Raw genomic sequence first — 14,999 nt, 5'->3', positions numbered from 1 at the left:
TATTTCGAAACAATTACGATAGTCGACACTTATAACGGTGTCCTATTGTACTGTTTCTGATTCTTCCGTTGATTCGGTGGTATCTTCCGTAACATCTGTAGATGCTTTTACATTACGGTATCGGTTGATCCCTGTACCAGCTGGTACTAGTTTACCGATAATAACATTTTCCTTGAGCCCTAATAATTCATCACGCTTACCTTTAATCGCTGCATCTGTAAGAACTCTCGTAGTTTCTTGGAATGATGCCGCAGATAAGAAGGAATCTGTTTCTAGTGATGCCTTCGTTATGCCAAGTAATACGGGTTTTCCGGTTGCCGGCTGTTGCCCTTCGTTTAGAACCGTATGGTTTGCATCTCTGAATTTATGCAGTTCAAGTAATGAACCTGGAAGTTCTGTCGTATCCCCAGCTTCCACGACACGGATTTTACGCAGCATTTGACGAACCATTACTTCAACGTGTTTGTCGCCAATTTCAACACCCTGCATACGGTATACCCGTTGTACTTCACGTAATAGGTAATCTTGAACACCTTCTACACCCTGTATGCGTAGTAGATCTTTTGGATCAATCGACCCTTCTGTCAGAGGCTCTCCTGCAATTACTTCATCGCCTACAGAAACTTTCATACGAGCGTTATAAGGAACTGGATAGGAGCGTTGCTCTACATCGCTTTGAACAACTATTTCCTGTTTGTCCTTCACTTCTTTCATTTCTAATATTGTGCCGTAAACTTCACTGATAACCGCTTGCCCTTTTGGATTACGTGCCTCAAATAGTTCTTGGATACGCGGAAGACCTTGCGTAATGTCATCACCAGCAACTCCACCTGTGTGGAACGTACGCATCGTTAACTGTGTACCTGGTTCACCAATGGATTGTGCAGCAATAATACCTACTGCTTCACCAACTTCGACTTCATCACCTGTTGCGAGATTTCTTCCATAACATTTTTTACATACGCCATGTTTCGTATTACATGTAAATGCAGAACGTATCGTTACGTCTTCGACACCAGCATCAACAACAAGTTTTGCCTGATCCTCAGAAATAACTTCTTCCTTTTCAACAATTACGTCGCCTGTTTCAGGATGCTTGATCGAATGGAAAAGCGTACGTCCTACTAATCGATCGTATAACGGCTCAATTAGCTCTGTTCCATCCGCTAATGCGGATACGGTTAAACCGCGATCCGTTTTACAGTCTGCTTCACGGACGATAACATCTTGCGCCACATCCACGAGACGTCTTGTTAGATAACCAGAGTCAGCTGTTTTCAGTGCAGTATCAGCAAGTCCTTTACGAGCACCGTGTGTAGAAATAAAGTATTCAAGTACAGTTAGCCCTTCGCGGAAACTTGACTTAATCGGTAATTCAATGATTTCCCCAGCCGGATTCGCCATTAGACCCCGCATACCAGCAAGCTGTGTGTAGTTTGAAGCGTTACCCCTTGCTCCTGAATCACTCATCATAAAGATAGGGTTTTTGTCACTTAATGATTCCATTAATTTTTGTTGAATGGTATCTTTTGCTTGTGACCATATTGCAATTACTCTGTCATAACGCTCATCATCCGTAATCAAACCACGACGGAACTGTTTCGATACGTTATCCACATTTTTCTGCGCTTCCTCAAGAATTTCTTCTTTTTCAGCTAACACAACAATGTCAGATACGCCAACAGTGATACCGGCTTTTGTAGAATAGTAAAATCCTAGGTCTTTCATGCGGTCAAGCATTTTTGATGTTTCACTAATTTTAAACCGCTTGAAGACTTCAGCAATAATATCACCCAAAATACCTTTCTTAAAGGGACCAATAAGATCGCGGTTTTTAATTTCTTCTTTAATGTTCGTTCCATAGTCCACAAAGTAATTCTCAGGGGTTTTAATCTCAAGGTTACTATTTGTCGGTTCATTAATATATGGGAACGACTCTGGTAAAATTTCATTAAAAATCAGTTTACCTACTGTTGTTAACAACAATTGATTATGCTGCTTTTCCGTTAGCGTGTTGTTCTTCAAGCCAGATGCATGAACCGCTACTCTAGTGTGTAAATGCACATACCCGTTTTGATAGGAAAGCAATGCCTCATCAACGTTGTTAAACACACTTCCTTCACCAACTGCACCCTCTCGTTCCAGCGTCAAGTAATAGTTACCTAGTACCATATCCTGTGATGGGGTAACAACTGGTTTTCCATCTTTCGGATTTAGAATGTTTTGCGCTGCAAGCATTAAGATGCGCGCTTCTGCTTGAGCTTCTGCTGATAACGGAACGTGAACGGCCATTTGGTCACCATCAAAGTCAGCATTATATGCCGTACATACTAATGGGTGTAAACGAATGGCACGACCCTCAACTAATACTGGTTCAAATGCCTGAATGCCTAATCGGTGCAATGTTGGTGCACGGTTAAGCAATACAGGATGTTCTTTGATTACTTCTTCTAATACATCCCAAACATCCGGATGCACGCGTTCTACCTTACGTTTGGCCGATTTGATGTTATGAGCAATTCCTTTTGCTACTAATTCTCTCATAACAAATGGCTTAAATAGCTCCAACGCCATCTCCCTAGGTAGACCACATTGATACATCTTTAGGTTAGGTCCTACCACGATAACGGAACGTCCAGAATAATCAACACGTTTTCCTAATAAGTTCTGACGAAAACGTCCTTGTTTCCCTTTTAACATGTGAGACAAGGATTTAAGTGGTCGGTTACCAGGACCTGTAACTGGACGGCCACGACGGCCATTGTCAATCAAGGCGTCTACTGCTTCTTGAAGCATTCGTTTTTCATTTTGTACGATAATGCTTGGTGCCCCAAGATCCAACAAACGCTTCAAACGGTTGTTACGGTTGATAACGCGTCTATATAAATCATTTAGGTCGGATGTAGCAAAACGTCCCCCGTCAAGCTGTACCATTGGTCGTATTTCCGGTGGAATGATCGGCAATACGTCCAATACCATCCAAGATGTATCGTTTCCTGAATGACGAAATGACTCGATTACTTCTAAGCGTTTGATTGCACGTGTTCTACGTTGTCCTTGCGCTGTTTTTAATTCTTCTCTTAACCCTTCAACTTCTTTTTCAAGATCAATGTCTTGAAGAAGCCTGCGGATGGCTTCGGCACCCATTCCAGCTTTAAAAGATTTCCCATACTTATCATAATAGGTTCGGTATTCTTTTTCTGATAGCAGCTGTTTCTTTTCTAAAGGAGTGTCTCCTGAATCTGTAACGATATATGCAGCAAAATAAATAACTTCTTCCAAAGCTCTCGGAGACATGTCTAATACAAGTCCCATTCGGCTAGGGATACCTTTAAAATACCAAATATGTGATACAGGAGCAGCTAACTCAAGGTGTCCCATGCGTTCACGGCGAACTTTAGCTTTTGTTACTTCAACTCCACAACGATCACAGACAACACCTTTATACCGTACGCGTTTGTACTTACCGCAATGACATTCCCAATCTTTTTGCGGGCCGAAAATCCGTTCACAAAACAAACCATCTTTTTCTGGTTTCAATGTACGATAATTAATCGTTTCTGGCTTTTTAACCTCGCCGTAAGACCAAGAGCGAATCTTTTCAGATGAAGCTAAACCTATTTTCATATACTCAAAGTTATTTACATCTAGCAAGGGGCGTACCTCCCTTTTAGTGTCCTATTTTAGCGACTAGGAAAATATAAAGCTTCCCTAGTCGCATAAGTGCGGGCTTTGGCAATTCACCGAAAGGCTTGGCGAACGCTAAGTTTCCCATCTGATTACCTAACTCATTTATTTAACTGGACGTTGACCCGCCCTAGAGTCAACTATCCAGTGAACTAATTTTCTCCAACTTCCAAGTTAAGTTTACTTGCAGCTTGTGTTTCTTCTTCTTCTAGCTCACGCATATCAATTTCTTCTTCGTCACTTGAGAGCATTTTGACATCCATTCCAAGGCTTTGAAGTTCTTTGATCAGTACCTTGAATGATTCCGGAATTCCCGGATCCGAAACATTATCACCTTTAACAATGGATTCGTACGTTTTCACACGGCCAACGACGTCATCTGATTTAACGGTTAATATCTCCTGAAGTGTGTATGCTGCTCCATATGCTTCAAGTGCCCAAACTTCCATTTCTCCAAAGCGCTGTCCACCGAATTGCGCTTTACCACCAAGTGGCTGCTGCGTAACCAATGAATAAGGGCCAGTGGAGCGTGCGTGTAATTTGTCATCAACCATATGTGCTAGTTTAATCATATACATGACACCAACGGATACACGGTTATCAAGTGATTCTCCCGTTCTTCCATCATAAAGGATTGTCTTAGCATCTCTTGGCATTCCGGCTTCTTCCAAGGTATCCCAAACGTCTTGCTCGTTTGCCCCATCAAACACTGGTGTCGCTACATGGATACCCAGTTCTCTAGCTGCCATACCCAGGTGCATTTCAAATACCTGTCCGATGTTCATTCGTGATGGAACACCTAGCGGATTAAGCATTACATCGATTGGAGTACCATCAGGCATAAATGGCATGTCTTCTTCTGGTAATATTTTTGATATTACACCTTTATTACCGTGACGACCAGCCATTTTGTCGCCTTCGGAAATTTTACGTTTCTGTACGATATACACACGAACCAGTTTATTAACGCCAGGGGACAATTCGTCTCCATCTTCCCGATTGAATATTTTAACGTCTAATACAATTCCACCTGATCCGTTCGGTACTTTAAGCGACGTATCGCGAACTTCACGAGCCTTCTCTCCAAAGATTGCATGTAACAGCCGTTCTTCAGCAGATAATTCAGTTACCCCTTTTGGCGTTACTTTACCTACCAAAATATCACCATCTGTTACTTCAGCACCAACGCGGATAATTCCTTCTTCATCTAGATCCTTTAGCGCATCTTCACCAACGTTTGGAATATCTCTCGTTATTTCTTCTGGACCAAGTTTTGTATCACGGGATTCTGCTTCATATTCTTCAATATGAATAGATGTGAAATCGTCATCTTTAACGAGTCGCTCGCTAAATATGATAGCATCCTCATAGTTATAACCTTCCCATGTCATGAAGCCGACCAGCACATTACGACCAAGTGCCAGTTCACCATTTTCCATAGAAGGGCCATCAGCAAGGATTTCACCTTTTGTTACGCGGTCACCCTGACTGACGATTGGGCGCTGATTGTAACTTGTTCCTTGGTTGGAACGAATGTATTTTTGAAGACTGTAGCGATCCACATCGCCCTGCACTTCTTTTCCATCAACTTCAGATATACGTCGAACCTGAACCTCTTTCGCTTCAACACGTTCTACAATACCATCGTTCTGACAAATAATTGCAGCACCTGAATCTTTCCCGTTCACATATTCCATACCAGTGCCAACAATTGGCGATTCCGGGTTCATTAGCGGAACTGCTTGACGTTGCATGTTCGCACCCATCAATGCTCGGTTCGAGTCATCGTTCTCCAGGAATGGAATACATGCCGTCGCCGACGATACAACCTGTTTTGGCGATACATCCATGTAATCAAGCTGACTGCGGGGAACAACAGTGTTTTCACCACGGAAACGCGCAATCACTTCCGCATCCGTAAACCCACCATCTTCATTCAACTTCGCATTTGCCTGTGCAACGATATAATTATCTTCCTCATCTGCTGTCAAATAGTCGATTTGGGCGGTGACTTTACCAGATTCCGGATCAACACGACGATAAGGTGTTTCAATAAAACCAAATTTATTTACTTTTGCATAGCTTGATAACGAGTTGATCAACCCGATATTCGGTCCTTCTGGCGTTTCGATTGGACACATACGCCCATAATGCGAATAGTGAACGTCACGTACTTCAAAACCTGCACGTTCACGTGTCAAGCCACCAGGTCCAAGTGCGGATAGTCGACGCTTATGCGTGAGTTCCGCTAAGGGGTTAGTCTGATCCATAAACTGTGATAACTGTGAACTACCAAAGAACTCTTTAATCGAGGCAATCACAGGTCGAATATTAATTAATTGCTGCGGTGTGATACTGGATGTATCCTGAATGGACATCCTCTCACGCACAACACGTTCCATACGTGATAAACCTATACGGAATTGGTTTTGCAATAATTCCCCAACTGAGCGAAGACGACGATTTCCTAAATGGTCAATGTCATCCGTTCCTCCGACTCGATGCAGTAAATTAAAGAAATAACTTACTGATGATATGATATCAGCTGGTGTAATATTTTTAGTGTCTGCGTTCACATTCGCATTTCCAATAACATTAAGTTCTCCCTCACCACTTGGGTCTGTTGGGTCTACAATTTTTATGGATTGAACCGAAATTTGTTCTTCAATAATAGCTTCTTGTGGTTCTACTATTTTTTCTCCAAGTTTTGCTTCTTCGTTTTCCAAATACGGAATAATTTTATCTAATAATTTACGCTCTAATTTATCACCTTTTTGCGCTAAGACTTCCCCAGTCTCCTGGTCAACAATCGTCTCCGCCAAAATTTGATTAAACAGGCGATCTTTTATATCTAGTTTTTTGTTCATTTTATAGCGACCTACATTTGCGAGGTCGTAACGTTTTGGATCAAAAAAGCGAGAAACTAATAGACTTTTCGCATTCTCTACTGTTGGAGGTTCTCCTGGACGTAAACGCTCATAAATTTCAAGCAATGCTTTGTCCGTCGTTTCTGTATTGTCTTTCTCAAGCGTGTTCTTCAGGTATTCACTTTCACCTAAAAGATCAATAATTTCCTGATCTGTACCAAAACCAAGTGCACGTAATAGCACGGTAATCGGCAATTTACGTGTACGATCAATTCGGACAAAAGCAACGTCTTTAGCATCTGTTTCAAATTCTAACCATGCACCACGATTTGGAATAACAGTTGCGGCTACGCCTCTTTTGCCGTTTTTATCAAACTTTTCGTTATAATAGACACTAGGTGAACGCACGAGCTGTGATACAATGACACGTTCAGCCCCATTTATAACAAACGTCCCTGTATCTGTCATAAGTGGGAAATCTCCCATAAATACTTCTTGCTCTTTCACTTCGCCGGTTTCATTATTTATTAAACGAACCTTCACGCGAAGCGGCGCATTATACGTGACATCTCTTTCCTTTGACTCGCCTACAGGATACTTAGGATCACTTAGACTGTAATCGACAAATTCCAAAGATAAATTTCCTGTGAAATCTTCAATAGGAGAAATATCTTTGAACATTTCCTTTAACCCTTCTTCCAGGAACCATTGATAAGAAGCGGATTGAATTTCGATTAGATTTGGAAGCTCTAATACCTCGTTAATACGTGCATAGCTCCTGCGTTGGCGGTGCCGTCCATACTGAACTAGTTGACCTGTCAACAGCTTCACCCCTTAAATCAAGCATTTTTCTACTAAAAAAGTTTATTATATTAAGAAAAACAAACCGAAAAAACTAGCTTTTTTCAGTTTTATTTTTCAGGATCTACCATACGTATTGTTCAACTATCTCACAAACCGTTGAACAAACTTGTGATACAGATTTATTACATACTTCACCGTTTGTTATATTCCCTAGATTTTACCAGTGTCTCCGATCATCAATGAAATATACCTTTTACATTTTAATGGTAAAAATTCATTGTATGAAGAGAGAAAAACAGGTTACTTTCTTTACTGTCACCAAAATTCTTCTTGACAGAAGAATCCAATCTTAGCATTTACCAATCCTACCATATGTGTGTAGCCGGGTCAAACATTTGATGCTCGTAATATAAAGTAGCCTTTATCTCTAGCAATTACTACTACATCCTCAAATAGTTCCTCTAACTTCGCTTTCGTTGATGGAGCACCTTGTTTCTTTTGGATAACGACCCACAATTCTCCGTGATCCTGTAATGCTGCTTTCGATCCTTCTAACATTTGATGAACGACTTTTTTCCCAGCTCTAATCGGTGGATTCATTACAATCGCCGCAAAAGAGAGATCAGTTAAATTAGAAAACTGATCACTTAACACAAAAACGGTATTCTCAACGTGGTTCTGCGCTGCATTTTTACGTGCTAATGATAATGCTCGTTCATTCACATCCGACAATACTATGTTTCGATCACTATAGTGATCAGCTAGAGCAATGCCGATTGGCCCATAACCACAGCCAAGGTCTAAAAAATCCCCACTAATACTTGGTTCTCTGAATTGTTCCGTTAACAACTTTGAACCAAAATCTACTTCGTTTTTAGAAAAAACACCGACATCACTAGTGAATGTATATACGCTTTTTCGTAATTGATATTTCCACGTCTTGGGTGAACTTCCAGATTGGGGTTTTTGTGAAAAGTAATGCTCAGACATTAGGGCACCTACTTTATTCATTAATAGAATGGAGAAAATACGTGATAAAAAGCGCGATCGCCATACTTACCTATTAAAGAAGACTTCATGACTGTAGTGCAGTCAATACTTAGTCGCACTTATACTTTTATCCATTTAAATCATTGAATAAAAGTTCGAAGCTTAAGCTATAATTCACAGCCATTTTTCGCTGTCATGAATGCATACTTAAGATCTTGAGGGGTCTAGGCAATGGTGCTAATCATAACGAATAAGATATAGAAAGCTCGCCGTAATACGACGAGCTTCTTTTTTAGCTGCTTAGCAAACAAAGTACGCTTTCATAAGAAACCTTTTTTACAAATGCTGCGTTTATATTACTTAACTTCTACACCTGCGCCTACTTCTTCAAGTTTACCTTTAATTTCTTCAGCTTCTTCTTTTGTCACGCCTTCTTTAACTGCTTTTGGCGCGTTGTCAACAACGTCTTTTGCGTCTTTAAGACCAAGACCTGTGATTTCACGAACTGCTTTAACAACTTTAATTTTTGAATCTCCAGCACTTTCAAGTACTACATCAAATTCAGTTTGTTCTTCAGCAGCTTCGCCTTCTCCTGCTGCGGCTCCTGCTGCTACTGGTGCTGCTGCAGTTACACCGAACTCTTCTTCAATTGCTTTTACTAAGTCATTTAAATCTAATACGGACATTTCTTTAATTTCTTCAATGATTTGTTCTTTAGACATAATATTATTCCTCCTGATTTCATTTTAATTTAGTTATTTAAAACACCGAGCACCATTTATGCGCCTTGTTCTTCTTTTTGTTCTGCCACCGATTTTGTAACATAAGCAAAGTTACGTACAGGTGCTTGCAACACACTAAGTAGCATAGATACCATACCTTCATAGTTCGGCAGGCTAGCAAGCTCGTTCATTTGATCAACGGAAGCAACCTCACCTTCGATTACCCCACCTTTGATTTCAAGCTCCTGATGTGTCTTTGCAAAATCATTAATAATTCTGGCAGGTGCTACGACATCATCATTACTAAATGCAACTGCAGTCGGTCCAACTAGTGTTTCATTTAGGCCTGATAACTCTGCAGCTTCCACCGCACGGCGTGTCATCGTGTTTTTGTATACTTTAAAGTCAATTCCTGCATCACGTAGTTCTTTACGTAATTCTGTTACTTCAGCAACATCAAGTCCACGATAATCAACAATTACAGCTGTTTGGCTTGCACGAAATTTTTCCGTAATTTCTTCAACAACCTGTTTTTTCTTTTCGATAATACCAGACATTGTTCCACCTCCTATTACGTTTATCATACCGTTCTCTCTAGACATAGACATATTAATAAAGCCCCCATATAGACATGGAGGCTTTTATAACAAATGACAATCAACAACGGATCATCTAATCTGCTTCTAAACACCTCGGCAGGCTATTAAGCGAATGTTCGCCCCTGCTGTCTACGGTACAACGTATTTTTTTAATTAGCAACGTGTAGTATACGCAACGTTTCTAAAAAAGTCAATACCTAATTAGCCACGAGCTAAACTAGAAACATCAACTTTAATCCCAGGCCCCATTGTGGAAGCTAGGGAAGCATTACGCATGTAAGTGCCTTTTGAAGATTGCGGTTTAATTTTAACAAGGGTTTCCGTAATTGCTACAAAGTTTTCGATTAATTTTTCATTATCGAATGAAAGCTTACCAATTGGAACATGGATATTAGAAGATTTATCTACACGATACTCTACTTTACCAGCCTTAATATCTTGGATAGCTTTTTCTACTTCAAACGTAACAGTACCTGTTTTCGGGTTAGGCATTAAACCTTTTGGCCCAAGCACGCGCCCTAGCTTACCAACTTCAGCCATCATGTCAGGAGTTGCAACAATAACATCAAACTCAAACCAACCTTGGTTAATTTGATTGATATAATCCGTTTCTCCTACATAATCTGCTCCAGCTGCTTCTGCTTCTTTTGCTTTATCACCTTTTGCGAACACTAGCACACGTTGCGTTTTACCAGTTCCGTGTGGCAATACAGTTGCACCACGAATTTGTTGGTCTGCTTTCTTAGGGTCAACCCCTAAACGAAATGCAGCTTCAACTGTTTCGTCAAAGTTTGCTCGAGCTGCTTCTTTCGCTAATGCAACAGCTTCGCTTACTTCATATGATTTAGAGCGATCAACAAGTTTTGCAACTTCTTGATGCTTTTTTGATTTTTTAGCCATTTTGTTTCCTCCTCTATTGTGGTTATAACGGCAATACCTCCCACTTATAAAAGCGCAAAGGCTCTTATAACAGACGCGGCGCTAACTTATAGCGACACCACATTTTATTAGAAAGCTTGGCATTCGCCAAGCCTTTCTGCGAGCGCCAAAGCCCTCATTTTAATGTCACAGCCTGTGCTCATCAAGAATTATTGAATCGAGATACCCATGCTGCGTGCAGTTCCTTCAACCATGCGTATCGCTGCTTCTACATCAGCAGCGTTTAAGTCTTCCATTTTAGTTTCAGCGATTTCTTTTACTTGATCGCCCGTTACTGTTCCTACTTTATTACGGTTAGGCTCACCTGAAGCAGTTTCAATACTAGCTGCTTGTTTCAGCAATACAGCTGCAGGTGGAGTTTTTGTAATAAATGTAAATGAACGGTCTTCAAATACCGTGATTTCTACAGGGATAACTGTACCTGCTTGTTCTTGTGTACGTGCGTTAAATTCTTTACAAAATCCCATAATATTAACACCTGCTTGACCTAATGCTGGTCCTACTGGCGGTGCTGGATTTGCTTTTCCTGCAGGAATTTGTAATTTCACTAACTTGATTACTTTTTTAGCCACGAGACACACCTCCTTAAAGTCCGTGATGTGGTAATAGGGTACAAAAGAACCCTCCCACTCAATTTACCATCGTCCCCATCTCGGGACCATTAATAACAAAAAAATTCTACCATGTTTAGTCATAAAATGCAAGGGTTTCTACTAGCATTTTTTAGCAACTGAATCAATTCCTTTAAAACAGCCTAAATTAGTGAGGCTATTTTCTACACCATCTTCTCAACTTGTGAGAAGTCCAGTTCAACTGGGGTTTCTCTGCCGAACATATTCACATGAACTTTTACTTTTTGCTTTTCAGCATCAATATGCTCAATGGTGCCAGTAAAGTCAGTGAACGGTCCATCTGTCACCGTCACATGTTCTTTTATGTCGAAATCGACTTGGACAGGTGACTCATTTACACCCATGCGTTTTAATACGGATTCCACTTCTTCAGGTAATAGAGGGGTTGGTTTTGCCCCACCACCACTAGAGCCAATAAATCCTGTGACTCCAGGTGTATTTCGCACAACATACCAAGAATCATCAGTCATAACCATCTCTGTTAAGACATAACCAGGGAAGAACTTCTTTTTCGTAACCTTTTTTTTACCATCTTTAATTTCAGTTTCTTCGTCTTCTGGAACCAATACACGGAATATCTTATCTTCCATGCCCATTGATTCAACACGCTTTTCCAAATTCATTCTCACTTTGTTTTCATACCCAGAATATGTATGAATGACATACCAGTTTTTCTCCATTAGAACAGGACAATATAATTTGCCCTTCCCTCCCTTTATGCTTTTAATATCTATTATGAACCTTCATGTTGTCGTGGTTTTTCGTTCGCATCACTATTTCAGTAGACTACTACAGGTTCGTCGTTATTACTTTTGTTTAAACAACATTAAAAAACCCGTAAGACCGGGTTTTAATAGGAATATTATTTTCCATTATAGCATAAGTTTACAATTATTATTCAAAAAAATTGTTTAGAAATTGGGAAATCCCAAAATCCACCACTGCAAAAAATACTGCTACAAAACTTACTGTTGCTATTACCGTTATGGTATACGTCGTTAATTCACGACTTTTTGGCCAACTAACCTTTTTCATTTCTCTGGAAACGTCTTTTAAAAACTTAAACATGCTTGTACCCCCTAAATTCCACCTAAAATGCGCTCTTATTTTGTCTCGCGGTGCAATGTATGTTTCCCACATGTTTTGCAGTACTTCTTTACTTCCAAGCGACTAGGTTCTGTGGATACATTTTTATTCGTTGTGTAGTTTCTGCTTGAACAAATTGCACACGATAACGTTATCTTTTTACTCATCATACCACCCCATCAAAGGGTCTATTCTCCAAGTTTACCTCATATAAATGTAGCATGGTTATATAAATGTGTCAACGCCGTTCAATGCGCGACCTTATTCGCTTCGATTAACTGCTCCAGTTTTCGCTTAACACGCTGAAGCGCATTGTCAACCGCTTTCATATGTCGTTTTAATTCAAGGGAAATTTCCTGATAGGATTGTCCATCTAAGTATAAACGGAGCACTTCCTTTTCGAATTCGCTCAATAATTCCGATAACTTAGACTCCATATCACCAAATTTTTCCCTGTTTATAAGCAATTCCTGTGGGTCAATTCCTGTGGAACCAGCGATCACATCGAGCAACGTCCGATCTGACTCTTCGTCATAAATTGGTTTATCCAGTGATACATATGAATTAAGCGGAATGTGTTTTTGTCTTGTTGCAGTCTTAATAGCAGTAATTATTTGTCGTGTTACACACAGCTCAGCAAAACCCTTAAATGAAGACAACTTGTCCCCATCGAAATCTCTTATTGCTTTATAAAGACCAATCATTCCTTCTTGCGTAATATCTTCTCTATCTGCACCAATTAAGAAATAAGTACGTGCTTTTGCCCAGACAAAATTTCTGTATTTATGTATTAAAAAGTCTAGCGCTTGACTATTCCCTTGATGAATCAAGTGTAGTAATTCATCATCATTGAGCATTTTCAGGCTTTTATCATCTGTCGCTACTTGCTTGATACCCACCACCAAGAATAACCTCCTGACCAAACTTCAGTCATTTTAAAGTTATTATACAGGAAGCATTTTGATTGAGTCAATAGCGAAAAAAGGGGAAAACGCCCGATTTAAAGGTGTTTTACTCGCTTAAGCATCCCCTCGACGCCATTTTTCGAATTTTTCCAAAATATCCTTGTCGAGTGTTATTCTGGATTGTGGTTGTATTTTCTTATGAGTCTCAATACGTTCTTCGATTTCCTTCTCGATATTCCGTAACTCAATATGAAGCTCCCTTGCCGACTTTCGTAATGCACCTCTGCCGAATATGGTACTTTGTTCGGCATAATCAGATGTCGCTACATACACTTGATTTTGAACGTTTTTCAAATTTTTAACGAGTTTCTCAATACATTCATCCGCTGTCTCTTTTTCTTTGGTAAATATAATTTCAACCTTATATGCTTTGAGTTTATTGGCAATTCCGTGTACATAGTATGCATCAAACACAACAATAACACGGTAGCCTGAATAAGCCTGATATTCGGCCATTGATTCAATTAAACGATCGCGAGCCTGCGCCATATCCCGTTCTTTTAACCGTTGTAACTCGTCCCATGCACCGATAATATTATAGCCGTCTACAACTAATACATCCACAGTCAACCACCAACCGGATGCCTTTTACGATATACCTCATACAACAAGAGGCTGCATGCTACAGAGGCGTTTAGGGACTCAACACTACCCTGCATGGGAAGACTCACTGTCCAATCACATTTTTTTGCTGTTAAACGGCTCATCCCTTTGCCTTCATTTCCAATAACCAGCGCAATGGGCAGTGTACCTTCTAATACGCGATAGTCCTCTGTTGCATTTCCTTCTGTACCGACAATCCATACATTTCGTTCCTTTAGCTCGCTGATTGTATCTGAAATATTTGTCACCCGAACCACAGGGACATGCTCTATTGCACCTGCAGCTGTTTTAGCTACGGTAGCTGTTAAGCCAACGGATCGCCTTTTTGGAATAATGACACCATGTACACCAGTAGCGTCAGCTGTACGTAAAATGGACCCAAGGTTATGCGGATCCTCTAGCTCGTCCAAAATAATAAAAAAAGGATCTTCGCTTCGTTCCTCCGCTCTGTTAAATAGATCTTCCAATGATGCATATTGATAGGATGCTACATAGGCAATAACCCCTTGGTGATTACCATTTGCTAACTGATCCAACTTATTTTTAGGTACTTTTTGAACAATTGTCCCTGCTGTTTTTCCAAGTTGTATTAACTTCCCTTGAGCGCCTGCATTTAACTGTTCTGATAGCAATACTTTATTAACGGACCGTCCAGCGGTTAATGCTTCTATAACCGGATTTTTCCCGATAATGAGTTCTTGATCCACTTTAATTCCTCCTTTCTGTAAATTGAACCGCTTTTTGTAGTAATTCCGTTAAACGGTCTTGGTTTTTTGCTAAATGATGGTAGCCAATTAATGCTTCAAATGCGGTACTATAACGATAGGTTTGTACGCTTGTATTTTTAGGTATAGAACCAGACTTTGCATTCCGCCCACGGGCAACAATTCGCTCTTCCTCGTTTGTAAGGTCCCCCATTTCAAGCCAATGTAAAATAACATCGGCTTGAGCCTTTCCTGATACAAACATGATCGCCTTTTGATGAAGTTGATTCGGTTTCACCTGACCTGTCTGTAGCAAATGTTCTCGTACATGAACCTCATAGATGGCGTCACCTATATAGGCCAGGGCTAGACTTTTCATTTGTTTCACATCAGACACCATT

14 protein-coding genes and 1 other annotated feature are annotated in these 14,999 nt (G+C 40.3%); all 14 genes read right to left on the bottom strand.

Annotation, left to right across the window (positions count from 1 at the left end):
- Positions 1-42: 42 nt before the first annotated feature.
- The 14 genes from rpoC to OLD84_RS01285 all read right to left on the bottom strand — a co-directional run bounded on the left by rpoC (position 43) and on the right by OLD84_RS01285 (position 14,998).
- A complete protein-coding gene (gene rpoC / locus OLD84_RS01350; RefSeq protein WP_209463947.1) occupies positions 43-3,654 on the bottom strand; it encodes a DNA-directed RNA polymerase subunit beta' in 3,612 nt (1,203 codons plus the stop codon).
- A 185-nt stretch (positions 3,655-3,839) separates the two neighbouring features.
- On the bottom strand, positions 3,840-7,376 hold the full coding sequence (gene rpoB / locus OLD84_RS01345; RefSeq protein WP_209463946.1) for a DNA-directed RNA polymerase subunit beta: 3,537 nt from the start codon (positions 7,374-7,376) through the stop codon (positions 3,840-3,842).
- 369 nt (positions 7,377-7,745) lie between these two features.
- Positions 7,746-8,348 (bottom strand): class I SAM-dependent methyltransferase, encoded by a 603-nt coding sequence (locus OLD84_RS01340; RefSeq protein WP_209463945.1) that lies wholly within the window; start codon positions 8,346-8,348, stop codon positions 7,746-7,748.
- Positions 8,349-8,704: 356 nt separating this feature from the next.
- Positions 8,705-9,070 carry a 50S ribosomal protein L7/L12 gene (gene rplL, locus OLD84_RS01335; protein ID WP_209463944.1) on the bottom strand — a complete coding sequence of 122 codons (366 nt, stop codon included), beginning with the start codon at positions 9,068-9,070 and terminating at the stop codon, positions 8,705-8,707.
- 56 nt (positions 9,071-9,126) lie between these two features.
- Positions 9,127-9,627, bottom strand: a complete 501-nt coding sequence (gene rplJ, locus OLD84_RS01330; protein ID WP_209463943.1) for a 50S ribosomal protein L10 — start codon at positions 9,625-9,627, stop codon at positions 9,127-9,129.
- 45 nt (positions 9,628-9,672) lie between these two features.
- Positions 9,673-9,822: a sequence feature (ribosomal protein L10 leader region), on the bottom strand.
- A 48-nt stretch (positions 9,823-9,870) separates the two neighbouring features.
- The gene (rplA, locus tag OLD84_RS01325) at positions 9,871-10,569 is read right to left on the bottom strand and encodes a 50S ribosomal protein L1 (RefSeq protein ID WP_209463942.1); all 699 of its coding nucleotides are present in this window, start codon (positions 10,567-10,569) and stop codon (positions 9,871-9,873) included.
- 188 nt (positions 10,570-10,757) lie between these two features.
- Complete coding sequence (gene rplK, locus OLD84_RS01320; protein ID WP_209463941.1) at positions 10,758-11,180, bottom strand: 50S ribosomal protein L11; 423 nt, start codon at positions 11,178-11,180, stop codon at positions 10,758-10,760.
- Positions 11,181-11,383: 203 nt separating this feature from the next.
- On the bottom strand, positions 11,384-11,920 hold the full coding sequence (gene nusG, locus OLD84_RS01315) for a transcription termination/antitermination protein NusG (protein ID WP_209463940.1): 537 nt from the start codon (positions 11,918-11,920) through the stop codon (positions 11,384-11,386).
- 214 nt (positions 11,921-12,134) lie between these two features.
- Positions 12,135-12,308 (bottom strand): preprotein translocase subunit SecE, encoded by a 174-nt coding sequence (secE, locus tag OLD84_RS01310; protein ID WP_209463939.1) that lies wholly within the window; start codon positions 12,306-12,308, stop codon positions 12,135-12,137.
- A gap of 35 nt (positions 12,309-12,343) precedes the next feature.
- Entirely contained in the window at positions 12,344-12,493 is a 150-nt protein-coding gene (gene rpmG, locus OLD84_RS01305) for a 50S ribosomal protein L33 (RefSeq protein WP_209463938.1), read from the bottom strand.
- Positions 12,494-12,574: 81 nt separating this feature from the next.
- Positions 12,575-13,228 (bottom strand): RNA polymerase sporulation sigma factor SigH, encoded by a 654-nt coding sequence (gene sigH / locus OLD84_RS01300; protein ID WP_209464024.1) that lies wholly within the window; start codon positions 13,226-13,228, stop codon positions 12,575-12,577.
- Positions 13,229-13,345: 117 nt separating this feature from the next.
- Complete coding sequence (locus OLD84_RS01295) at positions 13,346-13,855, bottom strand: NYN domain-containing protein (protein ID WP_209463937.1); 510 nt, start codon at positions 13,853-13,855, stop codon at positions 13,346-13,348.
- Between the two features lie 2 nt (positions 13,856-13,857).
- Positions 13,858-14,601: a 23S rRNA (guanosine(2251)-2'-O)-methyltransferase RlmB gene (rlmB, locus tag OLD84_RS01290; protein ID WP_209463936.1), complete on the bottom strand. Its 744-nt coding sequence runs from the start codon at positions 14,599-14,601 to the stop codon at positions 13,858-13,860.
- 1 nt (position 14,602) lies between these two features.
- The gene (locus tag OLD84_RS01285; protein WP_209463935.1) at positions 14,603-14,998 is read right to left on the bottom strand and encodes a Mini-ribonuclease 3; all 396 of its coding nucleotides are present in this window, start codon (positions 14,996-14,998) and stop codon (positions 14,603-14,605) included.
- Position 14,999 lies beyond the last annotated feature (1 nt).

This window comes from Virgibacillus natechei, assembly GCF_026013645.1.
In the GTDB taxonomy this organism is placed as follows: Bacteria; Bacillota; Bacilli; order Bacillales; family Amphibacillaceae; genus Virgibacillus_L; species Virgibacillus_L natechei.
This window is presented reverse-complemented; position numbering and strand designations above follow the sequence as displayed.